21 protein-coding genes and 6 pseudogenes are annotated in these 23,101 nt (G+C 36.5%); 16 read left to right on the top strand and 11 right to left on the bottom strand.

Going from position 1 to position 23,101, the window contains the following annotated elements; genetic code table 11:
• Positions 1 to 235 (bottom strand): helix-turn-helix domain-containing protein (locus HMPREF0027_RS07785; protein WP_005623879.1); only part of this gene is annotated, 235 nt, incomplete at its 3' end.
• 70 nt (positions 236 to 305) lie between these two features.
• Complete coding sequence (locus HMPREF0027_RS07780; RefSeq protein WP_044024379.1) at positions 306 to 1,127, bottom strand: hypothetical protein; 822 nt, start codon at positions 1,125 to 1,127, stop codon at positions 306 to 308.
• Between the two features lie 363 nt (positions 1,128 to 1,490).
• Here HMPREF0027_RS07780 and pepA point away from each other — a divergent pair, with 363 nt between their 5' ends.
• Positions 1,491 to 2,990, top strand: coding sequence for a leucyl aminopeptidase (gene pepA, locus HMPREF0027_RS07775; protein WP_005623875.1), 1,500 nt, complete (start codon positions 1,491 to 1,493; stop codon positions 2,988 to 2,990).
• Positions 2,991 to 3,221: 231 nt separating this feature from the next.
• The gene (pgtP, locus tag HMPREF0027_RS07770; RefSeq protein WP_005623873.1) at positions 3,222 to 4,538 is read left to right on the top strand and encodes a phosphoglycerate transporter protein PgtP; all 1,317 of its coding nucleotides are present in this window, start codon (positions 3,222 to 3,224) and stop codon (positions 4,536 to 4,538) included.
• A 73-nt stretch (positions 4,539 to 4,611) separates the two neighbouring features.
• Here pgtP and HMPREF0027_RS07765 read toward each other — a convergent pair whose 3' ends face one another.
• The 4 genes and pseudogenes from HMPREF0027_RS07765 to HMPREF0027_RS07750 form a co-directional block, all read right to left on the bottom strand.
• Entirely contained in the window at positions 4,612 to 5,244 is a 633-nt protein-coding gene (locus HMPREF0027_RS07765; protein ID WP_005623870.1) for a 7-carboxy-7-deazaguanine synthase QueE, read from the bottom strand.
• A 92-nt stretch (positions 5,245 to 5,336) separates the two neighbouring features.
• Positions 5,337 to 5,759 carry a 6-carboxytetrahydropterin synthase QueD gene (gene queD / locus HMPREF0027_RS07760; protein ID WP_044024466.1) on the bottom strand — a complete coding sequence of 141 codons (423 nt, stop codon included), beginning with the start codon at positions 5,757 to 5,759 and terminating at the stop codon, positions 5,337 to 5,339.
• Complete coding sequence (gene queC / locus HMPREF0027_RS07755) at positions 5,752 to 6,420, bottom strand: 7-cyano-7-deazaguanine synthase QueC (protein ID WP_005623866.1); 669 nt, start codon at positions 6,418 to 6,420, stop codon at positions 5,752 to 5,754. Before queC ends, queD begins: the two co-directional genes overlap by 8 nt.
• 149 nt (positions 6,421 to 6,569) lie before the next feature.
• Positions 6,570 to 7,706, bottom strand: a pseudogene (locus HMPREF0027_RS07750) (family 20 glycosylhydrolase).
• A 295-nt stretch (positions 7,707 to 8,001) separates the two neighbouring features.
• Here HMPREF0027_RS07750 and purM point away from each other — a divergent pair.
• From purM to HMPREF0027_RS07715, 7 genes and pseudogenes are all read left to right on the top strand, one after another.
• Positions 8,002 to 9,039, top strand: coding sequence for a phosphoribosylformylglycinamidine cyclo-ligase (gene purM / locus HMPREF0027_RS07745; RefSeq protein WP_005623860.1), 1,038 nt, complete (start codon positions 8,002 to 8,004; stop codon positions 9,037 to 9,039).
• Positions 9,040 to 9,253: 214 nt separating this feature from the next.
• The gene (uhpT, locus tag HMPREF0027_RS07740) at positions 9,254 to 10,630 is read left to right on the top strand and encodes a hexose-6-phosphate:phosphate antiporter (protein WP_005623858.1); all 1,377 of its coding nucleotides are present in this window, start codon (positions 9,254 to 9,256) and stop codon (positions 10,628 to 10,630) included.
• A gap of 71 nt (positions 10,631 to 10,701) precedes the next feature.
• Positions 10,702 to 11,301, top strand: a complete 600-nt coding sequence (locus HMPREF0027_RS07735) for a response regulator (protein ID WP_005623857.1) — start codon at positions 10,702 to 10,704, stop codon at positions 11,299 to 11,301.
• A 4-nt stretch (positions 11,302 to 11,305) separates the two neighbouring features.
• On the top strand, positions 11,306 to 12,802 hold the full coding sequence (gene uhpB / locus HMPREF0027_RS07730; protein ID WP_005623855.1) for a signal transduction histidine-protein kinase/phosphatase UhpB: 1,497 nt from the start codon (positions 11,306 to 11,308) through the stop codon (positions 12,800 to 12,802).
• Between the two features lie 11 nt (positions 12,803 to 12,813).
• A complete protein-coding gene (gene uhpC, locus HMPREF0027_RS07725; protein WP_044024378.1) occupies positions 12,814 to 14,094 on the top strand; it encodes an MFS transporter family glucose-6-phosphate receptor UhpC in 1,281 nt (426 codons plus the stop codon).
• Between the two features lie 16 nt (positions 14,095 to 14,110).
• The gene (locus tag HMPREF0027_RS07720) at positions 14,111 to 14,392 is read left to right on the top strand and encodes a DUF1294 domain-containing protein (protein WP_005623851.1); all 282 of its coding nucleotides are present in this window, start codon (positions 14,111 to 14,113) and stop codon (positions 14,390 to 14,392) included.
• A gap of 139 nt (positions 14,393 to 14,531) precedes the next feature.
• Positions 14,532 to 15,410 (top strand): annotated as a pseudogene (locus HMPREF0027_RS07715) (lyase family protein); the annotation flags it as partial.
• On the opposite strand, the pseudogene HMPREF0027_RS07710 reads toward HMPREF0027_RS07715, so the two are convergent.
• The 5 genes and pseudogenes from HMPREF0027_RS07710 to HMPREF0027_RS07690 form a co-directional block, all read right to left on the bottom strand.
• A pseudogene (locus tag HMPREF0027_RS07710) lies at positions 15,400 to 15,573 on the bottom strand (CYTH domain-containing protein); the annotation flags it as partial. The pseudogenes HMPREF0027_RS07715 and HMPREF0027_RS07710 overlap by 11 nt on opposite strands.
• Positions 15,574 to 15,887: 314 nt before the next feature.
• Positions 15,888 to 16,604: an HvfC family RiPP maturation protein gene (locus HMPREF0027_RS07705; RefSeq protein ID WP_005623845.1), complete on the bottom strand. Its 717-nt coding sequence runs from the start codon at positions 16,602 to 16,604 to the stop codon at positions 15,888 to 15,890.
• A complete protein-coding gene (locus HMPREF0027_RS07700) occupies positions 16,594 to 17,517 on the bottom strand; it encodes an HvfB family MNIO-type RiPP peptide maturase (RefSeq protein ID WP_005623843.1) in 924 nt (307 codons plus the stop codon). Before HMPREF0027_RS07700 ends, HMPREF0027_RS07705 begins: the two co-directional genes overlap by 11 nt.
• A 60-nt stretch (positions 17,518 to 17,577) precedes the next feature.
• Positions 17,578 to 17,865: an oxazolone/thioamide-modified RiPP metallophore HvfA gene (hvfA, locus tag HMPREF0027_RS07695; protein ID WP_005623841.1), complete on the bottom strand. Its 288-nt coding sequence runs from the start codon at positions 17,863 to 17,865 to the stop codon at positions 17,578 to 17,580.
• Positions 17,866 to 17,903: 38 nt separating this feature from the next.
• Positions 17,904 to 18,344 (bottom strand): HvfX family Cu-binding RiPP maturation protein, encoded by a 441-nt coding sequence (locus HMPREF0027_RS07690; protein WP_005686601.1) that lies wholly within the window; start codon positions 18,342 to 18,344, stop codon positions 17,904 to 17,906.
• Between the two features lie 218 nt (positions 18,345 to 18,562).
• Here HMPREF0027_RS07690 and HMPREF0027_RS07685 point away from each other — a divergent pair.
• The 7 genes and pseudogenes from HMPREF0027_RS07685 to arsB all read left to right on the top strand — a co-directional run.
• A pseudogene (locus tag HMPREF0027_RS07685) lies at positions 18,563 to 19,171 on the top strand (TIGR00153 family protein); the annotation flags it as partial.
• Positions 19,171 to 19,725 (top strand): annotated as a pseudogene (locus HMPREF0027_RS07680) (lyase family protein); the annotation flags it as partial. The pseudogenes HMPREF0027_RS07685 and HMPREF0027_RS07680, both read left to right, overlap by 1 nt.
• Positions 19,726 to 19,843: 118 nt before the next feature.
• Positions 19,844 to 20,158 carry an ArsR/SmtB family transcription factor gene (locus tag HMPREF0027_RS07675; protein ID WP_005623834.1) on the top strand — a complete coding sequence of 105 codons (315 nt, stop codon included), beginning with the start codon at positions 19,844 to 19,846 and terminating at the stop codon, positions 20,156 to 20,158.
• A 58-nt stretch (positions 20,159 to 20,216) separates the two neighbouring features.
• Positions 20,217 to 20,633: an arsenate reductase (glutaredoxin) gene (gene arsC, locus HMPREF0027_RS07670; RefSeq protein ID WP_005623832.1), complete on the top strand. Its 417-nt coding sequence runs from the start codon at positions 20,217 to 20,219 to the stop codon at positions 20,631 to 20,633.
• 15 nt (positions 20,634 to 20,648) lie between these two features.
• Positions 20,649 to 21,467 carry a SulP family inorganic anion transporter gene (locus HMPREF0027_RS13210; protein WP_005623831.1) on the top strand — a complete coding sequence of 273 codons (819 nt, stop codon included), beginning with the start codon at positions 20,649 to 20,651 and terminating at the stop codon, positions 21,465 to 21,467.
• Positions 21,468 to 21,621: 154 nt separating this feature from the next.
• Positions 21,622 to 22,053, top strand: coding sequence for an STAS domain-containing protein (locus HMPREF0027_RS13205; RefSeq protein WP_005623829.1), 432 nt, complete (start codon positions 21,622 to 21,624; stop codon positions 22,051 to 22,053).
• A gap of 12 nt (positions 22,054 to 22,065) precedes the next feature.
• Positions 22,066 to 23,067 (top strand): annotated as a pseudogene (gene arsB, locus HMPREF0027_RS07660) (ACR3 family arsenite efflux transporter).
• Positions 23,068 to 23,101: the final 34 nt, after the last annotated feature.

Genomic DNA, 23,101 nt, shown 5'->3' with positions numbered 1-23,101 from the left:
AAAATTGCCCCTTTTTGACCGCTTGTATGACGGTTAATTTGAATTCGGGGGAATATTTTTGCTTCTTACCCATCACCGCTAGCCCATTGATTCCATTATGATTAAATTGAGTAATCCATCGAGTTAAGGTTTTCTTGGATAATTGAAAATGTCGTTGAGTGAATAAACGGTTTTTGTCATGTTGAAGATAAAACTCGATGACTTGTTGTTTGAATAGCGAGTTATATTTAGTCATAAAAAATCTGCACCTTAATCATTAGAGGTTAGTCCAACTTTTGGGGGGCAGATCAGTCCGGGGCTTTAGGTCATTTAGATTTTACTATTGATTTTTTTAAGAGTAATTTTTTACCATTCTTATCAGTCACTTCGATTTCTGCCGGTGACGCTCGCTCTTTATGCACGATAGCAATTAAATTATCATGTTGTGCAATATCTTCAAATCTGCCGGTGACACGCAAAGCTTTTACATTAACGTTATCGGCAAACACTAAGAAAGTCCCTAAAGGTGTAACGCGGATATTTTGTAAACCTAACTTTTCTTTACCGGCAACTTGATATTGAGGCGTTTTATTTTTTGATTTTGCAATCGCCTCTTTATTCGTCACTATATCAATAATACTTTGCAATTTCTGCGCACTTTCACTGGTTTGTGCCGAAGTATTATTAGTTTGTGCTGTAGCCGCAGTAGTTACAGTAACTGGTGCTGATTCTTCATCAGAAGAGAAAATCGCTTCGCTAATAAATTGTTCAATGCTTTGTTTTTTAGCAATTAGCGGTTCACCACCTTTATTCGATGCGACTAAAAATAAACGAGAACCAATTTTTTCAAAACGAATATCCGTATTCGGTAATTGTGATTCCAATTGCTGGGTTAGTGATTTAATCGTCACTTCGCCATTGTTTGGAATAGATACCGGACGAGATGTGTCTAGCTCGTAAGTAATAAAGCCGACTTTTAAACTTTGAGCTAATTGCTGTAATAGTTCACCTGCTTGTCCTTCATAAGCGATACGAAGTTTGGCTTGCTCATAGCGGTTAAATTGTACATCGTCATTCGCAAATGCTGAAGCGTTGACGAATAAGCATACGAGGCTGGTAAGAAAAGTTTTATTCATTAATTTTTTCATTGTAAGTTCCATTTATGATTTTATAGGTTTGTTATGACAATTTTTTTGCCGATAAATTCATCATAAATAATAGATTGTTTAGTATAAAACAACACATTGAAAAGGCAAGCGTCTTAGAGGTATGAAACGGTAAGTTTTATTTGGCAGACTTTGTATAAATTTAAAAATAACTAACTCTATGAATCTTTTATGATATTTAGTGTAAAAAATATTATTTTCTTAAAAATAGCGTTATTTTTCGATGAAGTTCGCATTTCTACCATTTTCTACTTGTAATTTGGCCGATAAATAGGTAGGTTAATTGCGATACGAGTAACTGGTTGTTACTTTTGACCTTAACCGATTTGAGATAAAGAGGTAGTAATGGAATTTAGCGTAAAAAACGGTAGCGTAGAAAAACAACGTACTGCGTGTTTAGTGGTTGGCGTATATGAGCCTCGTCGCCTTTCTGCGGCGGCAGATCAATTAGATAAATTAAGCGAAGGTTATATTAGTGCCTTACTAAGACGCGGTGACTTAGAAGGTAAAGCAGGCCAAACGCTTTTGTTGCATAACGTACCAAATGTACCTGCAGATCGTGTATTGCTTGTTGGGTGCGGAAAAGAACGAGAGTTAAATGAGCGCCAATATAAGCAAATTATTCAAAAAATGGTACAAACGATTAATGAAACCGGCTCGATGGAAGCTGTGTGTTTCTTAACCGAATTACATGTAAAAGGTCGTTCAACCTATTGGAATGTACGTTTTGCGGTTGAGACAATTCAAGAAAGTTTATATGCCTATAACGATTTCAAAAGCATTAAACCGGAAGTACGTCGCGAATTACGTCGTGTGATTTTCAATGTGGCTAATCGTAAAGATTTATCTGATGCGGAAAGAGCGCTAGAACACGGTAAAGCGGTTTCAACCGGTGTAGCTTGTGCTAAAAATGTAGCAAATTGCCCGCCAAATGTGTGTAATCCGGCTTATTTAGCAGAATTAGCGAAAGGCTTGGCAGCAGATTATGAGTGTATTCAAACCAGCATCCTTGATGAAGCTGAAATGGATTCATTATCAATGAATGCTTATTTAGCCGTTTCTCGTGGCTCGCAAAATCCTGCTTATTTATCCGTAATCGAATATCGTAATCACCCGAATCCGGATGCAAAACCTATCGTTTTAGTCGGTAAAGGGCTGACGTTTGACTCTGGCGGTATTTCAATTAAACCGTCCGATTCAATGGACGAGATGAAATATGATATGGGCGGTGCCGCTTCGGTTTACGGTACGATGAAAGCATTAGCCGAAATGAAATTACCGCTGAATGTCATCGGTGTGTTAGCCGGTTGTGAAAATATGCCGGACGGCAATGCGTATCGACCGGGCGATATCCTGACAACAATGAACGGTTTAACCGTTGAGGTATTAAATACCGATGCGGAAGGTCGCTTAGTGTTATGCGATACGCTAACTTATGTAGAACGTTTTGAGCCGGAATTAGTGATTGATGTTGCAACCTTAACAGGTGCTTGTATGATTTCGCTTGGTGCGCACAACAGCGGATTGATGTCGACCAGTAATGTATTGGCGAACGATCTATTAAATGCGGCGGATCAAGCGGATGATAAAGCGTGGCGTCTACCGTTAGGTGAAGAATATCAAGAGCAGCTTAAATCGAATTTTGCCGATCTTGCTAATATTGGCGGACGTTTAGGCGGTGCAATTACAGCCGGTCAGTTCTTATCGAACTTTACCAAAAAATATACTTGGGCGCATTTGGATATCGCCGGTACCGCTTGGAAATCTGGCGTGGCAAAAGGTGCGACAGGTAGACCGGTTTCACTGCTAAGCCAATTCTTGATTAATAAGGCACATAATCAATAAGCAGTTGATTTTTCATAAAAATTTACAAGCCCTCAGGTAGCAATATCTGAGGGCTTTTTATTCAAAAGATAGAATTTGGTGTATTTTTATATGAAAAGTTTGATCTAGTTTAAGTTTGTAGACCACCTTATTTACACATGATGTTCATTATCGAACATTTTTAATGTTTTTTTATTTTCTTTTTTGTGTTTTTATGTTGTTTTTTGCAATGTTATAAATAAGGAGTTTTGTATGTTTTCGTTTTTAAAGGCATCTCCGCCGCCCCCGAGAAAATCCGGGGAGATTGATGCAGAGTATAAAAAATTACGTTGGCAAGTCTTTGCCGGTGTTTTTATTGATTATGTGGCTTACTACCTCATTTGTAAAAATTTCTCGCTTGCGATGCCATATCTAATTCAAGAGTATGGCTTTTCTAAAGCGGATTTAGGTACAGTCGGCGTGGCATTATCTTTAGCTTACGGTATTAGTAAATTTGTAATGGGTAATGTGTCGGATCGTTCAAATCCAAAATATTTTATTACTATCGGTTTATTAGGTTCGGCAATTGTCAGTTTAATTTTCGGTTTAGTTCCGGGCGTTTTAGCCTCTATTCCAGTGATGATTGTATTGGCTGCGTTAAACGGTTGGTTCCAAGGCATGGGATATCCACCTGGGGCTAAAACGATGACTAACTGGTTCTCTAAATCTGAACGTGGTAGTTGGTGGAACGTTTCACATAACTTAGGCGGTGGTTTAATCGGTCCGTTAGCGATTCTTGGTTTAGCGATTTTCGGTACTTGTCAGTCACTATTCTATTTACCGGCACTCATTGCGATTTTATTAGCGTTGGTTATGTTCTGGTTAATGCGTGATACGCCGGAATCACAAGGTTTACCGCCGGTAGATGAATGGCGCGGTGAAAAAGTATTAGAGAAAGTTGAATCGGCAGATACCTTGTCGGCAATGGATATTTTCCGTAAATATATCATCAATAATAAATTCTTATGGGCAATTGCGATTGCGAACGTATTTGTTTACTTTATTCGTTACGGCATTATTGACTGGGTGCCGACTTACTTAAAAGAGGTGAAAAATTTCTCGGTCGATAAACAAAGCTGGGCGTATTTCTTATATGAATATGCGGGTATCTTCGGAATGTTGGCAAGCGGTTATTTAAGTGACAAAGTTTTCAAAGGTCACCGTGCGCCGCCAATGTTAATGTTCTTAGCCGGTGTATTAATTGCAATTGTTGTTTATTGGAAAAATCCGGCGGGGAATCCTTTAATTGATAATATCTGCTTAGTGGCGATTGGCTTCCTTATCTATGGTCCGGTAATGATGATCGGCTTACAAGCGGCAGATTTAGTGCCTCGTGTTGCAACAGGCACGGCAATAGGTTTAACTGGTTTATTCGGTTACTTATTAGGGTCGGCAAGTGCCGGTTGGGTAATGGGTAAATTGGTGGACTTATATGGCAGGGACGGTGGTTTCGATGCACTTATTGCTTCAAGCTTCTTAGCATTCGGCTTTATTGCTATCACATTATTCAATAAAAAATCAGCAGAATAAGTTTATTATTTCTTATACTGATTAAAGCAAAAGGCATCGGAGAGAAATCTTCGATGCCTTTATCATATTGGTACTATTCAATACCAACCAATTTGTGAGTTTGTAAACTCAATTGCCATTTGGGTTTATTGGCTCGTTGATTCAAAATACCAAGTTGGGTAATGGTTTCCAATAAATTCATTTTGCCGTCCACTTCGCAAGGAGAAAGGTAGTAATGTTCGGCGGTAATTTGTGTTTCGATTTGTTCACAAAAACCTTGTACATCGCCTTTATCCATCACGATACGAACTTCGTTGGCGAATGGAATACATTCTCTCAAATATTTCTCTTGATACATCAGTTTCGGGCTAGTGGCGATATAATCAATCTGTTTCGGCACGGCTTTTAAGCCGTTCGTTTCAATTGCTAGCCAATAACCTTCTACTTTAAACACATCGAGCAATACGCTTAAATTGGCATACATCGTGGGCTCGCCGCCGGTAATGATAATATTCTTGGCGGAATAAGATTTTACTCGTTCAAGAATTTTTGCCACGTTCCATTTTTCGTATTCGTTATAGTTAGTATCGCACCACGGGCAAGCAAGATTACATTTGCCTAAACGCACGAAAATGCAAGGTAAGCCTGTATTAAAGCCTTCACCTTGCAGGCTTTCAAAGATTTCGACAATCGGGAAAGTCGTTGTCGTAAAAATAGTATTTGTCATAATTTTTACAAATCTCTCCTAACCCCTCTTTACTAAAGAGGGGGGAATATCTAGGTTAAGATTTATACTCTATATTTATTAGATAGGAGTGTTTAACGAGAATATTCACAATATGAGGTTGGTGTTTCCCAAAGGCGAATTAAACTGACCGGTAAACCGACTTTTTCTAGTTTTTCAAACATATATTTCGCCATTTCTTCCGCTGTCGTGCGGCTTGGAATACCGTAAACTTTAGAGTTTAAATCGATTAACAGTTTGGCAACTTGGCTTTCTCTGTTGCTATTTAAATCATAGATATAGGCGTGATCCATCGGGTCTAAGATTTCACGTTTCACTACCGATTTTAAATCGGAATAATCCATCACCATGCCTCGTTTCGCTCCTTCAGCAACTAAGTCGCCGCTAACTTCCACCTGAAGTTTATAAGTATGTCCGTGTAAGTTTTGGCATTTGCCGTCGTGCCCATCAAGCATATGTGCCATATCGAAACTAAATTCTTTTGCAATTTTAAACATTTTTTTGACCGCTTGTTTTTTCTGATAAGTACTCATTAAGCCCTTTTTCACGCAATATGCAACTCGGGCAAGTGTGACAACCGCCTTCTACACCTAAATAGCAAGTATGGGTATGCTGTCTGATATAGTCGAATGCACCGAGTTTATCGGCTAATGCCCAAGTTTGTTTTTTAGTAAGGTACATCAGTGGCGTACGAATGTTGAAGTTATAATCCATTGCCAGATTTAAGGTCACATTCATTGATTTCACGAACACATCTCGGCAGTCAGGATAACCGCTAAAGTCGGTTTCGCATACACCGGTAAAGATAGTTTGGATGTCTTGTCCTTTGGCGTAAATAGCGGTGTAAAGTAAAAACAGCGCATTACGACCGTCAACAAAGGTATTCGGCGTATTGCCTTCTTGCTTAATTTCACGTACTTCCATCATTGCATTAGATGTGATGGCTTTGATCACGGAAGTATCAATCAGCGTTTGTTTAACGCCGAGATCTTTGGCTATCCAAGCTGCTTTTTCCAGCTCAATTGCGTGGCGTTGTCCATATTGAAAGGTAACCACTTCAACATTTTCCACACCAAATTCTTGAATGGCTTGGAAAAGGCAGGTGGTTGAGTCTTGACCGCCGGAAAAAATCACGACGGCTTTTGGAATTGAATTCATTTTGTATCCTTAGTTTTGGTTTCAAAGAGAGTCTTTGGCGTGGGAGGTTTTCGAACCACGAGAAAGAATAAGCGGTCTGAATTTGCAATTTTTTTGCAAAAAGAGACCGCTTGCTGAATGGCTATAATAGCAGAATTTTCAATCGTTTTCTAATGCGATTTTGGGTCATTGGTTTTTTGCATCACTGCTTTTAAAAGATCTTGAGTGGATTCCTCAATCATTTCACTACTTAATGATCCTGAACGTTCTCCCCAAATAGAAAGCGAAGAACCGATAATATTCTTGGTATTTTCAACCATATTTTCTTTATTTTGCCCATCCCATAAACCGAGTTTCCAGTTATTTAATACATCTTCTGTTGCATATTTACTGTCAGGTGTAATATTGGCATTACCTTTCGGCACAAAATAAAGATAATACGAATTATAATTTAATACTTTAAAACCGTTTTCGAGTAATTCCGACAAGTTTGCACTAATTTTTCGGCGTTCTGCAATATCTTGACTTTCTTGAGCATCACCGTCATAACTCCAATAAGTGATCTCTACATTTTTATTTAATTGATTTAAATTATTTTTAATTAAACCGTCATTCCAAATACGCGTAATTTTGCCTTTCTCGTTAATAAACTGATTAAGCGTATTTACGTAGCTAATAAATTCGTGATTGGTTTCTACGCTATAGCCGAATTCATCGCCACCAATATGAAAATGTTCGCTGGCATGTCCAAAAATATAAATCACTTCGGCAATTAATGTTTTGATAACTTCAATTGATTCGGGGTTAGTTATATCAATTTCCTCATCATTCATTTTGGATTTTAGCTTTTTGACATAATCCTTACCGTGTTTAGCCTCAAGTAGTCGAAATATTGCCGTCATATGATTCGGTGTATCAACTTACGGCACCAATTCAATATTTTTACTCTTGGCATAATAAATAATATCGTGAATTTGTTTATAGATTAAAAAAGGTTTATTGGTTTTTGGATTATAATAAGTACCGTCTTTAACTATCGCATTTGCTTCCGATTGATCTAAATAAGTACTTTCTAACGCATAATTTTCATGGTCCGAAAAATGTAAGTGTAAGAATGTACCTCCTGCATGGTGAATTGTATCGATAAATTGTTTTATGGTTTCAACCGGATAGAAACGGCGAGCTATATCAAGGGTTAGTCCCGCTTCTTTTATTTGTGAGTGATTCATTGCATTAACAGTGGATGATGAGCAGGAGGAAAGTAATCCGATAAAAATTAAAGTCAGTAATGAGATTATTTTTTTTATAGGTGTTTGCTAATTAAATAAGGGGGTACGTCTGACAATAACAATTTAAAATAATTCTTCTTATTTATAATATTAAAAATATCATTTTTTACTTGTTCATTTATTTAAATGATAGGTGTTTATTTTATCTGATTTCAGGTCTAAGAAAAGACTATTGCAAAGAAGAGTGCAAGAGATTTCAGTAAAACAGGTTAAAGTTTGTCTTATCGGTGTAAGTTTTATGTTAATTGATTAACGCAAACGTTTGCTTTGTGATACAATAGAGCGAATTTTTTATTTTCTGTTGAGGTTAATCGTGAGCAACACACAACTTAGCTATAAAGACGCAGGCGTTGATATTCACGCAGGCAATGAATTGGTTGAACGCATCAAAGCGGATGTTAAACGCACTCGCCGTCCGGAAGTGATGGGCGGTTTAGGCGGTTTTGGTGCATTATGTGCATTACCGACTAAATATAAAGAACCAATTTTAGTATCAGGTACTGATGGTGTAGGGACTAAGTTACGTTTAGCGATTGATTTGAATAAACACGATACTATTGGTCAAGACTTAGTAGCAATGTGTGTTAATGACTTAGTGGTACAAGGTGCGGAACCTTTATTTTTCTTAGATTATTATGCAACCGGCAAATTAGAAGTAGATGTTGCTGCAGATGTAATTAAAGGTATTGCGGACGGCTGTGAAATCTCTAGTTGTGCATTAGTCGGTGGTGAAACCGCAGAAATGCCGGGTATGTACCACGCAGGTGATTACGACCTAGCCGGTTTCTGTGTCGGTGTTGTAGAAAAATCTGAAATTATTGACGGCTCAGCAGTGAAAGCGGGTGATACATTAATCGCATTAGGCTCAAGCGGTCCACATTCAAACGGTTATTCATTAATTCGTAAAGTCATTGAAGTCAGTGGTGCGAATCCGGCTACCGATACATTAGAAGGTAAACCGTTAAGTGAGCATTTATTAGCGCCAACTAAAATCTATGTGAAATCAGTACTTCAATTGATTAAACAAGCGGATGTGCATGCAATTGCGCACTTAACCGGTGGCGGCTTCTGGGAAAATATTCCACGTGTATTACCGGCAACCGTAAAAGCAGTGATCGATGAAAAATCATGGGAATGGCCGGCTGCATTCAAATGGTTACAGGAAAAAGGCAATATCAGCCGTTATGAAATGTATCGCACCTTTAACTGTGGTGTAGGTATGGTAATTGCATTACCGGAAAAAGATGTTGAAACTGCATTAGCCGTATTAAAACAAGCGGGTGAAAACGCTTGGGTGATCGGTAAAATTGAAAACTTAGGTGATGGCTCAGAGCAAGTTGAAATCATCTAATTTGCAAAAAAACTAAAAAATCTGACCGCTTGTAACAGCATTACACAAGCGGTCTTTTTTGGGGAATAAAACGTGATCTTCATCACAAATTTTAAATTACCAAATGAAACATAGGAAAAATTCTTAGGTTTTCTAGAATTTGTTCTCAGGATTTTTATGTAAATAGAGCATAGGATCGCACTCGTTGACAATATTAGTAATAATTGAGGTTCCTATGCTTGATTTTTTAAAAGAGGTTAGAAAACCAACCTTAGATTTACCAATTGAAGAACGCAGAAAAATGTGGTTTAAGCCATTTATGCAATCATATTTAGTCGTATTTATTGGATATATGGCAATGTATTTGATTCGTAAGAATTTTAACGTTGCTCAAAATGATTTGATTGAGACGTACGGTTTAACCAAAACCGAGCTGGGTATGATTGGACTAGGTTTTTCGATTACATATGGTATTGGTAAAACAGTCGTTTCTTATTACGCCGATGGCAAAAATACAAAACAATTTGTACCGTTTATGCTGATTCTCTCCGCTATTTGTATGCTTGGTTTTAGTATGAGTCTCGGCGGTGGAAGTGTTGCTCTCTTCTTAATGATTGCATTTTATGCATTAAGCGGTTTCTTCCAAAGTACCGGCGGTTCATCAAGTTATTCTACAATTACAAAATGGACACCAAGTAAAAAACGTGGTACTTACTTAGGCTTTTGGAATTTATCACATAATGTAGGTGGTGCGGCGGCTGCCGGTGTTGCATTATTCGGTGCAAATGTTTTATTTGATGGACATGTTATAGGAATGTTTGTTTTCCCATCAATTATTGCACTAATTGTTGGCTTTGTCGGTTTACGATATGGGAATGACTCGCCAGAAGCTTATGGCTTAGGTAAAGCGGAAGAATTGTTTGATGAACCAGCCAGCGAAGAAGATTTGGCTGCGGAAAAACATAATTTAACTAAATGGCAGATCTTCGTTCAGTTTATTTTGAAAAATAAAGTAATTTGGTTACTTTGCTTTGCTAATATCTTCCTTTACATTGTTCGAATTGGTATCGATCAATGGTCACCGGTATATGCATATCAAGAGCTAGGCTTTACTAAAGAATCTGCAACATCTGGGTTTGTTTTATTTGAAGTCGGTGCTTTAGTCGGAACATTCTTATGGGGATATTTATCTGATCTTGCCAATGGTCGTCGTGGTTTAACTGCGATTGTGGCATTAGTTCTGATCGTATTCATGCTAGAGTTTTATCAATTTGCGACAAACGAATATATGTATCTTTTAGCATTATTTGTGTTAGGCTTCTTGGTATTTGGTCCTCAGCTTCTTATCGGCGTGGCAGCGGTCGGATTTGTACCGAAAAAAGCAATTGCTGTGGCTGACGGTGTAAAAGGGACATTTGCTTACTTGATTGGTGATAGTTTTGCTAAATTAGGTTTAGGTATGATTGCAGACGGTACGCCAATCTTTGGGTTAACCGGATGGGCAGGTACATTCGCAGCCCTTGATATTTCAGCAGTGATATGTATCGGTTTACTTGCCTTTGTTGCTATTGCAGAGGAACGTAAAATTCGTCGAAATAAAGTGAAATCATAGTGAAAATAGATAAAGGCTATCTGATAAGATAGCCTTTTTTGTTTATAATCGGATATAAATAAGGAGAAAATATGATTAGAGTTGTTTTGATCGATGATCACACTATTGTACGTTCCGGCTTTTCACAATTATTATCACTAGAGCAAGATATTCAAGTTGTTGGGGAATTTTCCAGTGCGCAAGAAGCTTGTTTAAAAATGCCAAGTATTAAACCGGATGTTTGTATCTTAGATATTTCGATGCCGGATGAAAACGGTTTGGAGCTTCTGAAAGACCTTCCATCTGCAATTCATTGTATTATGCTAAGTGTGAATGATTCTGCTGTTATCATTCGTAAAGCTTTGGAACTTGGGGCAAAAGGCTACCTCAGTAAGCGATGTAACCCATCCGAGCTAATACAAGCGGTTAGAACAGTTTGTTCAGGGGGCGTATATTTAATGCCTGAATTAACGACGAAGTTAGTTTCAAGTAAATTAAGTTTAACGAGAAACTTAACGAAACGAGAGTATGAAATCTGTGAGTTATTAATTTTGGGATTGGATACAAAAGAAATTGCAGAAAAATTATCTTTAAGTGTTAAAACAATTTATGTGCATAGGGATAATGCAATGAGTAAATTAAATGTGAAGAATAATGTAGAACTTGCGAAATTATTTCATCAGCAAGGATGATAAGATGATTGCCATTTTCAGTTGGTTTTTTATATTTTGTAGCTATTTGTGTTTGTGGGTCATATCTGATTATTTATTAAAAGATCCCATTTTAGCAATTTTATTTTTGCCTTTTTCTTTTAGGGTAGGGTTATCTTTACATACCAATATTCGGTATTGGTGGATCGGCTATTTTTCTGAATGGGTATTTCTTTATTTTATTTTTAAGTCATATTCCGATATAAGTATTTTAATATTATATATTTTAAGTGTCTGTTCTATCCCAATTGTCTTTTGTTTTAAAAAATTTTATTCAGGAAAACAATGGAGAAAGTTTTTTATTCAAGCCTGCTTAGTTACCATTATTAGCTTATGCAATTTTATTGTAATGGTTTGGGCTGATTTTGGGATTTCTTCTGTTCTTTTAGTTAGTTTAACCGGTGGCGTATTGATGTTACCTGCTTGTTCACTTATTTTCGATTATGTTCTTAATAAATCGTGGATTCCACTTACTGCAAATTATATAAAAAGACCAATAAGACTACGCATAGGATATATTTTAATATACGCTATTCTGTTTATAGTAAATATCCTTATACAATTCATTATGCCTAGTGAGTTTACTCGGTTTGCTATTTTTTGTTTAGCTATTCCTATTGTTTTGCTTGCATTTCATTATGGCTGGCAGGGGGCTTTGCTTGGAACTTTATTAAATAGCATTGCTTTAATTGCGACAACTCATAGCTTTTCTTATGTCGAAATTACAGATTTATTATTGCTTATTCTAATGCAAACAATTACTGGGATTTTTCTTGGTTTATCCGTGCAATATCAAAGGGAGCTAAATACCTATTTATCTATAGAATTAAACAGAAATAAATTACTAACGAAAAAACTGATAAATACAGAAGAAGAAATTCTTAAAGATATCTCTAGGGAATTACATGATGAAATCGGACAAAATATTACTGCTATTCGGATGCAATCGAGTATTTTAAAGAAACTGGAATCATCTAAGCATTCGCAACGATGTGCAGAAATGATCGAGCATTTATCTCTAAATATATATGATACGACAAAAGGTATATTAAATCGTATTCGACCTAAATTATTGGATGATTTGGATCTTTATCAGGCGATTCAAAATTTATTTATAAAACTTGATATATCTAAGCAAGGAGTAAGAACAAAGTTGATTTTTGAAAATAAATTTAAGCATCAATTAGATCATGTTTTAGAAATCACTTTGTATCGTTTATGTCAGGAAGGATTGAATAATGCTCTTAAATATTCTCAAGCATCAGAAATTGGTATTTCAATTATTATTGAAAAGGATATAAGGTTATCTATTTATGATAATGGAATAGGATTTAATCCCGATGAAATTATTGATGGGTTCGGTTTGAAAGGAATGAAAGAGAGAGTGGAAATCTTAGATGGAAAATTTAAGATTGTATCTAACACTATAAAAAATAATGATAAGCAAGGGACCTCTATTTTTATTACATTACCTTTAATTTGATAGGGAAAGGAATGGCAAAGTTAAATTATATAGATCATAAATATCAATATTGGAGAGTCCATTTAATGGTCGCAATGTATATTGGTTATGCAGGGTTTTATTTGACGCGTAAAACATTTAATTATGTAACACCAGCACTAATTAATGATTTACATATAGATAAGAATGATATCGGTATTATTTCAACATTATTTTATTTAACTTATGGCTTATCTAAATTTTTATTTGGTATTTTCTCAGACCGAGCAAATCCTCGATATTTTATGGCGATAGGTTTAATTATGACAGGGATAACAAATCTTTTATTTGGTTTCTCTAGTTCATTAATTTTGCTGACATTATTAGTTATTGTAAATGCTTGTTTTCAAGGATGGGGATGGCCTCCGTGCGCTAAGCTATTAATGATGTGGTATTCCCGTAAAGAAAGAGGTGTTTGGTGGTCTATTTGGAATACGGCACATAATTTTGGCGGCGCACTAGTTCCAATTATAGTGGGATTCTTAACGTTACATTATAGCTGGCGAGTCGGCTTTTTTACGGTAGGTGCTTTAGGGGTTTTTATCGGCTTTTTTCTGCTTCTTCGCTTACGCAATACGCCGGAATCAATGGGATTACCCTCAATAGGTCAATGGAGAAACGATCATCTTGAATTGGTACATGAAGAGGAAGAAAAAACACTTTTATGGAAACATATTTTAAGCCGTTATGTCTTTTGTAATAAGTATATCTGGCTTCTAGCGCTTAGTTACACGTTGGTCTATGTTGTGCGTACCGCTATCAATGACTGGGGTAATATCTATCTAACAGAAAAATATCACTATGATTTAATTGCATCGAATAGTGCAATAACATTTTTTGAAATCGGTGGTTTTGTAGGCTCTTTAGCGGCAGGTTGGGGATCCGATAAACTGTTTTTAAGTAATCGAAGTCCGATGGCATTAATTTTTTCAGTAGGTGTTTTCTTTTCGATTACGGCATTATGGTTAATGCCAAAAGAGAGTTATTTATTGCAATGCATATTATTCTTTGCAGTTGGCTTTTTTGTATTCGGACCTCAGATGTTAATTGGTATGGCAGCGGCAGAATGTTCACATAAACTTTCTCCGGGAGCAGCAACTGGGTTTGTTGGCTTATTCGCTTATTTAGGAGCTGGGTTAGCTGGTTACCCTCTAGCATTGATCCTAGATAATTTTCATTGGAGTGGTTTTTTTACCGTAGTTATATGTTGTAGCTTAGGGATTTCATTACTGTTACTTCCATTTTTAATTGTAAAAAGGGATATCCTTGATTAATTAATAGATACTATTTATGTTTATTTTTCTGTTTATTTATTTTTTCATTATCAATCTAAGTAGCTTTTATCTAATGTATGCTGATAAGCAAAAATCGCGGAACAAGGCATGGCGTGTTCCTGAGTCGAATCTATTCTTCCTTTGTTTTTCCGGAGGATTTATCGGGACTTTTCTTGCAATGAAATATATTCGACATAAAACTAAGCATTGGCAGTTTCATGCAGCGGTGATTATTTCTGGTCTGTTTTGGGTAATTGCGTTGCCTGCCTGTTACTACTTTCTGATTTTTAACCATTAAAATTTCTAATCCGAAACCTTAATTTATATCCTAGCGCTCTTTTTCGAAATATGACATAGATCACATTTCTTTTTATGCTAAATCGTTATGATCTCCACCAGATTTAATACCTATTATTTTTATTTTTTGAGGTGAGTATATGAATAACGTACGTGTTGAAGTGGATTTATTAGGTGAAAGGGAAGTGCCTGCAGATGCTTATTGGGGGATTCACACACTAAGAGCGGTTGAGAATTTTAATATTTCAAAAAACACCATTTCAGATGTACCGGAATTTGTACGTGGTATGGTCATGGTTAAAAAGGCAACCGCATTAGCCAATGGCGAATTAGGTGCGATTCCGAAAAAAGTGGCTAGAGCGATTGTAGATGCTTGTGATGAGATCTTAGTGAAAGGTCGCTGTATGGATCAATTCCCTTCTGATGTTTATCAAGGCGGAGCAGGTACATCAGTGAATATGAACACTAATGAAGTGGTGGCGAATTTAGCACTTGAATTACTCGGTCATCAAAAAGGTGACTATAACGTGGTTAACCCGGTGGATCACGTAAATGCAAGCCAATCAACCAATGATGCGTATCCAACCGGTTTCCGTATTGCGGTCTATAATAGTATCTTACATTTAATTAAAAAAGTCCGTTATCTACAAAAAGGTTTCGAAGCGAAAGCGGAAGAATTTAAAGATGTGCTAAAAATGGGACGTACCCAATTGCAAGATGCTGTACCGATGACAGTTGGTCAAGAATTTAAAGCGTTTGCGGTATTATTGGAAGAAGAAGTACGTAATTTAAAACGTACCGCTAAATTATTGTTAGAAGTAAACTTAGGTGCAACCGCAATCGGTACCGGTTTAAATACACCGGAAGGTTATTCTGAATTAGCGGTTAAACATTTAGCGGAAGTAACCGGTTTACCATGCGTATTATCAGAAAACTTAATTGAAGCGACTTCAGACTGTGGTGCTTATGTGATGGTGCACGGTGCGTTAAAACGTACGGCGGTTAAACTTTCATACGTAATCCCATTTTTTGTTTAGCAAGAAAATAATCGGGATAATCATAATAGGTGTTACCCAAAAATAAATTTTGATGTTCTAAAATCGTAAATTTTGCGAGATATTGTGGCAATTCAATACCTATTTGTGGCGAAATCGCCAATTTTAATTCAATTTCTTGTAGCATAATATTCCCTATTTAAATCAACTGGTTAAATATACAATAAAAATAAATCAAGATTTTTGTGGTGTTTTACTTTACATATTAAACAGCTATAAATGAATTTTTATTTATTGTGATTAAAATATTGCGACTAAAAATACAAAATAATCCGAAAAACATACAACAAATTTCATCGGATAAAATTGATAATTTTAAATAACAAAGCCAAACTAAAATGTGAATATTTGCTAATCTAAATTAGCAATAATTGCGAAATGTCAATAAAAAATAAGATGAAAATATGAATATTTTCATCTTACTCAGCATTTTCAAAAATTTTATCTTTGTTCGGGGTAAATTACTTCAGATGTAACCCATTTCATCCATACTTGCTCTAATAATGGGATTATTGAAGTACTGTCTTCAACCATTGTATTAAGTGCAGACAAAACATTTTCTAATGAATTTGGTTGTTCTTGTAGATAACTTAACAACCAGTAATCTAACTCTGAAAGGATTTGTTGCTGAATCCTAAAATCACTATCACGCCATATAATAGCTTGAATTGGCGTGTCATCAAATTGTTTAAAGTCACTTGATAAAAAATCAACGTCATAACTTTTTAAATAAGCTGCGCCAGATAATTGCATTACGCTATGTCTATTCCACTCAAATTTTTCAGGCACTTTGGCTAAAGAAACTTCTGCGAGTAATTGTGTATTTTCAAAATCCATCAATGCCAATATATTTGTATCAAATATCTCTTTTTCTTGACAAAACAAGAGAAATTCTCCTGCAATATCTTGGAAATAAGGAGAATGGGCATTACCATTTTGCACAAAATTTTCTTTAGCATTTTTCCAATACTCTGGCTCAATATGCAATGGTGCTTCAACAAAACAACGATCAATAAAACCAAAAGCATTATTACGAACTAAACGTGTATATACCGCTAAACGGCTTGCAGCATAACCATTTAAAGGATCTGCATTACCTAACCGAATAGCATTTGCCAATGCTTGCTGAGTTTCTTTCAATGATGACTTAGGCTGCATAAGACATTACCTCTGTGTGAGCGTATTTTTGCTGTAATTGTGCAATATGCTCAACTTCGGCGTAAAGTTCTGCAAATGGTGGGAAGTTGAAATCACGTTCCAATAATGTTGGGGGAATCGTAGGTAGTCGTTGATAGGCATATTCGAGTAAATCCCATACAGTGCCTTTTACAGCTTCACCGTGTGTATCAATTAATAATTCAGGTAAATGGCGATATGCTCCTTTTACTTTATTAAATGATTCATCTGCTGAATTCTCCACAACTTGTGCAGCAGAATGTTCTTCATCGTGCCCTGCAATATGAATGTAATTAACACGTTTAACATCCACTTGATCTAAAAAGACATAAGGATCAAGCAATCCGTGATTAACACCATTAACATAAATATTATTCACATCTAAATGAATGCCACAATTAGCCTCTTGTGCAATAGCATTTAAAAATTCCACTTCATTCATTGTACTAGTTGGAGAATGCAAATAATAAGAAGTATTTTCTAATGAAATTTGCAATCCTAAGAAATCTTGCACATCACGTATTCGTTGCGCAACGTGTTTTACAGCTTCTTCTGTAAATGGCATAGGTAATAAATCATATAAATGCCCTTCACATTCACAATAACTTAAATGTTCAGAAAAGAAAGATGAATTATATTGATTCATTAGTGCTTTAGTATTACGGAGTAATTTGCGATCAAGTGGTGCTTGCCCACCTAAAGAAAGTGAAAGACCGTGTACTGCTAATGGAAATCTTTCTGCTGCTTGATCAAATTGATAACGAGCCATTCCACCCATTTTACTCCAATTTTCTGGTGCGACTTCAATAAATTGAATAGCGTTGTTTGGGGGAAGTTGTAAAAAATCCTCAGCTAAATTCCGACGATAACCTAATCCAGCACCTTGTAATTTCATAATTAACTCCTTTTTTAATAAAAGCTGGCATAAATTTTTACACCAGCATAATTATTATTCTTATTTAGAACCGCATTTACCTTCTCCACATTTGCCTTCAGCAGCTTTCGGTTTGCTCGCACCACATTTACCCTCGCCACATTTACCTTCAGCAGATTTAGCTTTATCTGCACCGCATTTGCCTTCACCACACTTACCTTCTGCGGCTTTCGTTTTGACACATTTATCGCCTACACAAGGTGTTGCTGTATTATCAGTATTGCTTGACTTTGATTCAGCCTGTACTGTTGTCGCTACTGCCATCGTTAATGCACTTGCTAATGCTGTTAATGTTGCTAATTTTTTCATTTGAATAATCTCCTAGAGTTTGAATTTTGAATAAATAATTAGAGAAATTTCAACCAGCTTTTAGTTGGATAAACCTTCTTAATAAGCGTGTCTAAAGAGAGTTTCCCCGCTCCCTGTGTAATTAAGATTAATAAAGTCACCACATAAATTAATGGTAATTTATAACCATTATCACATACGTTATAACCTGAATCGGCGTGAATGCTATACCACGCGACAGAGATTAAAATCGTTAAACTTAATGCACTAAAACGTGTTAGCACTCCAAATATCAGCAAGAATGGGAAAATTAATTCTGATCCCATTGCAACGTGCCAATTAATATCAGCTGGAATAAGATTAAATGGAAAAGGAAAACGATCTTGTATTTCAGCGAACCAATTTTGTCCATTCCATTTTTCTAATCCTGCTTCAAAAAACTCCCACGCAAGAAAAAAGCGTAAAATCAATAAACTTACGCCACTGCCGATACCTTGCATCTTACAATCCTTCATTTTTTTACCTTTCAAATTTTCTCGCTTTTAAAGCGAAAAGTGTATTGAGTTACTTATCTTACCACACTAGGAAATATTACCCATTTAGCTAGTCGAAGATAAACCTTTTTTCTTACAAATTTTTTTGAAAAATTTTAACTATCAACAAAAATCAGGTAATATGCGCACGAATTTTTAACCCCTTAATTTGGAGTAAATCACTTATGGCAATGAATAATATTCTCGGATTATTTGCCCATTCGCCTCTCAAGCCGTTACAAAAACACTCTGAAAAAGTGACCGAATGTAGCGATCTTTTGATTCCTTTTTTTCAAACGACTTTCTCAAAGAATTGGGAACAAGCGGAAGAAAAACGCTTAGAAATTTCTCAATGCGAACGTGAGGCAGATAGTTTAAAACGCGAAATTCGGTTGAAATTGCCACGTGGTTTATTCTTACCTATCGATCGTACTGATCTTTTAGAATTAGTCACGCAACAAGATAAACTTGCCAATTATGCCAAAGATATTGCAGGCCGTATGATTGGTCGTCAATTTGGTATTCCTGAAGAAATGCAGGAAGAATTCTTACATTACGTAAAACGTAGTTTAGATGCAATTCATCAAGCCCACCGAGTAATCGAAGAAATGGATAAGCTATTAGAAACGGGTTTTAAAGGTCGTGAACTCAAATTAGTCAATGATATGATTCAAGAACTTGATTCAATTGAAGATGATACAGACCAAATGCAGATCAAATTGCGTAAAATGCTTTACACCATCGAAAGCCGTTATAATCCAATTGATGTAATGTTCTTATATAAAATTATTGAAAAGTATGTAATGACTTACGTTTACTTTCATCAGGTCCACGTGCAGGTTTAAACGAAATTAACTTACCGGAATTACAAGCAGGCTCTTCAATTATGCCGGCAAAAGTGAATCCGGTTGTGCCGGAAGCCGTGAACCAAGTATGTTTTAAAGTGATTGGTAACGACACAACAATCACCTTTGCGGCAGAAGCTGGTCAGTTACAATTAAACGTAATGGAACCGGTAATCGGTCAAGCCATGTTTGAATCTATTGATATTCTTGCTAATGCTTGTGTGAATTTACGTGATAAATGTATTGACGGCATTACGGTAAATAAAGAAATCTGTGAAAACTTCGTGTTTAACTCAATCGGTATTGTGACTTACCTCAATCCGTTTATCGGTCACCATAATGGCGATATTGTCGGTAAAATCTGTGCGACAACTGGTAGAGACGTACGTGAAGTGGTATTAGAACGTGGTTTACTCACCGAAGCCCAATTAGATGATATTCTTTCAGTTGAAAACTTAATGAACCCGACTTATAAAGTGGCGAAATTTACTGAAGAAGGGTAATTTGATAAATAGATAAGCGGTTGAATTTGCAAAATTTTCTACAAATTCAACCGCTTGTTTTTATTTAAACATTTCAACAATCCTTGAAATATAAACATAGAACGTTATAATTTTTACTATGAATATCGAACACGCAAGTCAAGTATTTGGTACGCTCAATTTGCCGATCAGACTACAAATTTTTCAGAAGCTTGCTGCTCAAGGCAGTAAAGGAATGATTGCTGGAGAATTGGCTAAACAGTTGAGTATTGCACCAAATAATCTTTCTTTTCATCTAAAAACATTGACTACCGCCGGCTTAATTCATAGCCAACAAGCGGGTAGATTTGTGCATTATTATGCAAATTTAGCACTTATGATGGAGCTAGTGGCTTTTTTAACTACGAATTGTTGTAAAGAAAGCGATGATCCGAATTGCAAATTTTGTGGGTGAATGTCCACAAAATTTTTTACCTTAACATTTCAATAAATATTGAAATATTGGAGAAAATATGGAAAAAGTTACGATTTATCATAATCCCAAATGTGGCACATCTCGTAATACATTAGCGTTAATCCGCCACTTAGGCATTGAGCCAACGATTATTCACTACCTCGAAACGCCTCTCGATGAGGTGACACTACGAAATTTAATTGCAGAAATGGGGATTTGTGTGCGGGATCTGCTTCGGACGAATGTACCACCCTATGAAACATTAAATTTAAGCCGTATGGAATTGAGAGATGACGAACTAATTGCTGCGATGCTTGCTGAACCGATTTTAATAAATCGTCCGATTGTTATCACAAGCAAAGGTGTTAGACTTTGTCGTCCGTCTGAAAAATTTTTGGAAATCTCACCGGTTTCATTGAATAAACCTTTTATTAAAGAAGATGGTGAAATAATTAATAATTTAGAAACAACTTAGAGGTAAGAATTTTTTATGCAACAAACTTTAAAACAACAATGGTTTTCTAATATTCGAGCTGATTCCCTTTCCAGGCTGGTCGTTGCACTAGCTTTAATTCCTGAAGCGATTGCTTTTTCCATTATTACGGGCGTAGATCCGAAAGTCGGTTTATATGCATCATTTTGTATTGCGGTGGTAATCAGCTTTGCCGGCGGACGACCGGCTATGATCTCGGCAGCTACCGGTGCAATGGCGTTAGTTATGGCATCACTAGTGAAAAGTCACGGTTTAGAATATCTATTGGCAGCCACAATTTTAACCTCGGTAATTCAAATTATTGCTGGGTTCTTAAAATTAGGGTCATTAATGCGTTTTGTTGCAAGAGCTGTGGTAGTTGGTTTTGTAAACGCATTAGCGATTTTAATTTTTCTTGCCCAATTACCAGAGTTAACCAATGTTACTTGGCATACTTACGCACTGGTTGCGGCGGCATTGGGAATTATCTATCTTTTTCCTTATTTGCCTAAAATCGGCAAAATATTGCCGTCACCTCTCGTTGCGATAGTTGTACTGACTATCGCTAGCTATTTTATGGGGCTAGATGTACGTACTATCGGGGATATGGGGGAATTACCGGACAGCCTGCCGGTGTTTTTATTACCGAATATTCTGCTTAATTTAGAGACGTTATTAATCGTTTTACCTTATTCGTTAAGTTTGGCGGCAGTCGGTTTGCTTGAGTCATTAATGGCTACAACCATTGTTGATGAAATGACCGAAACAGAAAGTGATAAAAATCGAGAATGTAAAGGGCAAGGTATTGCCAATATTGCTTGTGGTTTTATGGGCTAAATGGCAGGTTGTGCCATGATTGGTCAATCGGTTATCAATGTAAAATCCGGCGGAAGAACACGACTTTCTACCTTTTTAGCCGGTATCTATCGGTACATTTAACTGGCAATCAATTAGAGATTTAAAAACGCATCCGATAGGCTTTAATGCAGTAATGTTGGTTACGGTATCAGTGGTGGTTTATACCCATAATTTAGCATTGGGCGTTTTTGCCGGCGTATTGCTTGCCGCATTGTTCTTTGCCAATAAAATCGGACGTTATATGCTGATTAAACCATTACCGACAGAGAATGATTCTGTGCTTGCATACGGTGTTATCGGGCAAGTATTTTTTGCCTCGTCTGATGATTTTATTAATAGTTTTACTTATGACAATCCGGCAGTTAAGCAAGTGAGTATCGATCTCACCCACGCTCATTTTTGGGATGTTACGGGAATCGCCGCTTTAGATAAAGTGGTACTTAAATATCGTAAAGCCGGTGTGGAAGTTGAAGTATTCGGTTTAAATGAAGCGAGTCAAACGCTTGTTGATAAATTTGGCGTACATGATAAATCCGAAGATGTCGATATTGTATTTAATCATTAATAAGGGAATAAAATGGGGATCTTTGAGCGTTTTTTAACAATTTGGGTTGCCTTAGCTATTACAGCTGGAGTTGCATTAGGTGTAGTATTTCCGCAAGCGGTCGAAAAAGTAGCATTATTGGAAATTGCACATATTAATTTGCCGGTAGCAGTCTTAATTTGATTGATGATTTACCCGATGATGATCCAAATCGACTGGTCGGCAATCAAAGATGTAGGCAAAAAGCCGAAAGGTTTGGTAATGACAATCGTAGTAAATTGGTTAATTAAGCCGTTTACAATGGCATTAGTCGACTGGCTATTTTTCCGCGTTTTGTTTGCTTCATGGGTTGAGGTACAAACGGCTCAGGAATATATAGCCGGTATGATTTTACTTGGTGTTGCACCTTGTACCGCAATGGTTTTCGTTTGGTCTCAATTAGTAAAAGGAGACCCGAATTATACTTTGGTGCAAGTATCGGTGAATGACATTATTATGATTTTCGCTTTTGCACCGATAGCCGGTTTTCTGTTAGGGGTGAGTGATATTACGATTCCTTGGGAAACATTGTTATATAGCACGCTACTTTATGTGGTATTACAGTTAATAGCAGGCAGTGTTACTCGCAAAATTTTGCTGAAATCTAACCGCTCTATTTCCCAATTTGGTAACAAATTAAAGCCGTTTTCGATGATGGGGTTGATCTTAACCGTAGTGTTATTATTTGCATTCCAAGCAGAAACAATCTTAGCCAATCCGCTGATTATTGTAATGATTGCAATTCCGTTATTGGTTCAGACTTACGGTATTTTCTTTCTTAGCCATTTACTCTCGAAATGGTTAAATTTACCGAAAGAAATTTCTGCGCCGGCTTGTTTAATCGGTACCAGTAATTTCTTTGAATTAGCGGTGGCTGTTGCGATTTCACTGTTTGGTTTACATTCCGGCGCAGCTTTAGCAACGGTCGTTGGTGTGTTGGTTGAAGTTCCTGTTATGCTGTCGTTAGTCTGGTGGATTAATCGTCATAATGCCTAAAAGAAAAGCGGTCGGGTTTGCAAATTTGGGATAA

The organism is Actinobacillus ureae ATCC 25976 (genome assembly GCF_000188255.1).
Classification (GTDB): Bacteria; Pseudomonadota; Gammaproteobacteria; order Enterobacterales; family Pasteurellaceae; genus Actinobacillus; species Actinobacillus ureae.
This window is presented reverse-complemented; position numbering and strand designations above follow the sequence as displayed.

Excerpts from the sequence above, each read along its gene's own strand:
- HMPREF0027_RS07780 (WP_044024379.1), bottom strand. The coding sequence starts at position 1,127 with ATGAAAAAATTAATGAATAAAACTTTTCTTACCAGCCTCGTATGCTTA.
- pepA (WP_005623875.1), top strand. The coding sequence starts at position 1,491 with ATGGAATTTAGCGTAAAAAACGGTAGCGTAGAAAAACAACGTACTGCG.
- pgtP (WP_005623873.1), top strand. The coding sequence starts at position 3,222 with ATGTTTTCGTTTTTAAAGGCATCTCCGCCGCCCCCGAGAAAATCCGGG.
- HMPREF0027_RS07765 (WP_005623870.1), bottom strand. The coding sequence starts at position 5,244 with ATGACAAATACTATTTTTACGACAACGACTTTCCCGATTGTCGAAATC.
- queD (WP_044024466.1), bottom strand. The coding sequence starts at position 5,759 with ATGTTTAAAATTGCAAAAGAATTTAGTTTCGATATGGCACATATGCTT.
- queC (WP_005623866.1), bottom strand. The coding sequence starts at position 6,420 with ATGAATTCAATTCCAAAAGCCGTCGTGATTTTTTCCGGCGGTCAAGAC.
- uhpT (WP_005623858.1), top strand. The coding sequence starts at position 9,254 with ATGCTTGATTTTTTAAAAGAGGTTAGAAAACCAACCTTAGATTTACCA.
- HMPREF0027_RS07735 (WP_005623857.1), top strand. The coding sequence starts at position 10,702 with ATGATTAGAGTTGTTTTGATCGATGATCACACTATTGTACGTTCCGGC.
- uhpB (WP_005623855.1), top strand. The coding sequence starts at position 11,306 with ATGATTGCCATTTTCAGTTGGTTTTTTATATTTTGTAGCTATTTGTGT.
- uhpC (WP_044024378.1), top strand. The coding sequence starts at position 12,814 with ATGGCAAAGTTAAATTATATAGATCATAAATATCAATATTGGAGAGTC.
- HMPREF0027_RS07720 (WP_005623851.1), top strand. The coding sequence starts at position 14,111 with ATGTTTATTTTTCTGTTTATTTATTTTTTCATTATCAATCTAAGTAGC.
- HMPREF0027_RS07705 (WP_005623845.1), bottom strand. The coding sequence starts at position 16,604 with ATGCAGCCTAAGTCATCATTGAAAGAAACTCAGCAAGCATTGGCAAAT.
- HMPREF0027_RS07700 (WP_005623843.1), bottom strand. The coding sequence starts at position 17,517 with ATGAAATTACAAGGTGCTGGATTAGGTTATCGTCGGAATTTAGCTGAG.
- hvfA (WP_005623841.1), bottom strand. The coding sequence starts at position 17,865 with ATGAAAAAATTAGCAACATTAACAGCATTAGCAAGTGCATTAACGATG.
- HMPREF0027_RS07690 (WP_005686601.1), bottom strand. The coding sequence starts at position 18,344 with ATGCAAGGTATCGGCAGTGGCGTAAGTTTATTGATTTTACGCTTTTTT.
- HMPREF0027_RS07675 (WP_005623834.1), top strand. The coding sequence starts at position 19,844 with ATGAATATCGAACACGCAAGTCAAGTATTTGGTACGCTCAATTTGCCG.
- arsC (WP_005623832.1), top strand. The coding sequence starts at position 20,217 with ATGGAAAAAGTTACGATTTATCATAATCCCAAATGTGGCACATCTCGT.
- HMPREF0027_RS13210 (WP_005623831.1), top strand. The coding sequence starts at position 20,649 with ATGCAACAAACTTTAAAACAACAATGGTTTTCTAATATTCGAGCTGAT.
- HMPREF0027_RS13205 (WP_005623829.1), top strand. The coding sequence starts at position 21,622 with ATGTTGGTTACGGTATCAGTGGTGGTTTATACCCATAATTTAGCATTG.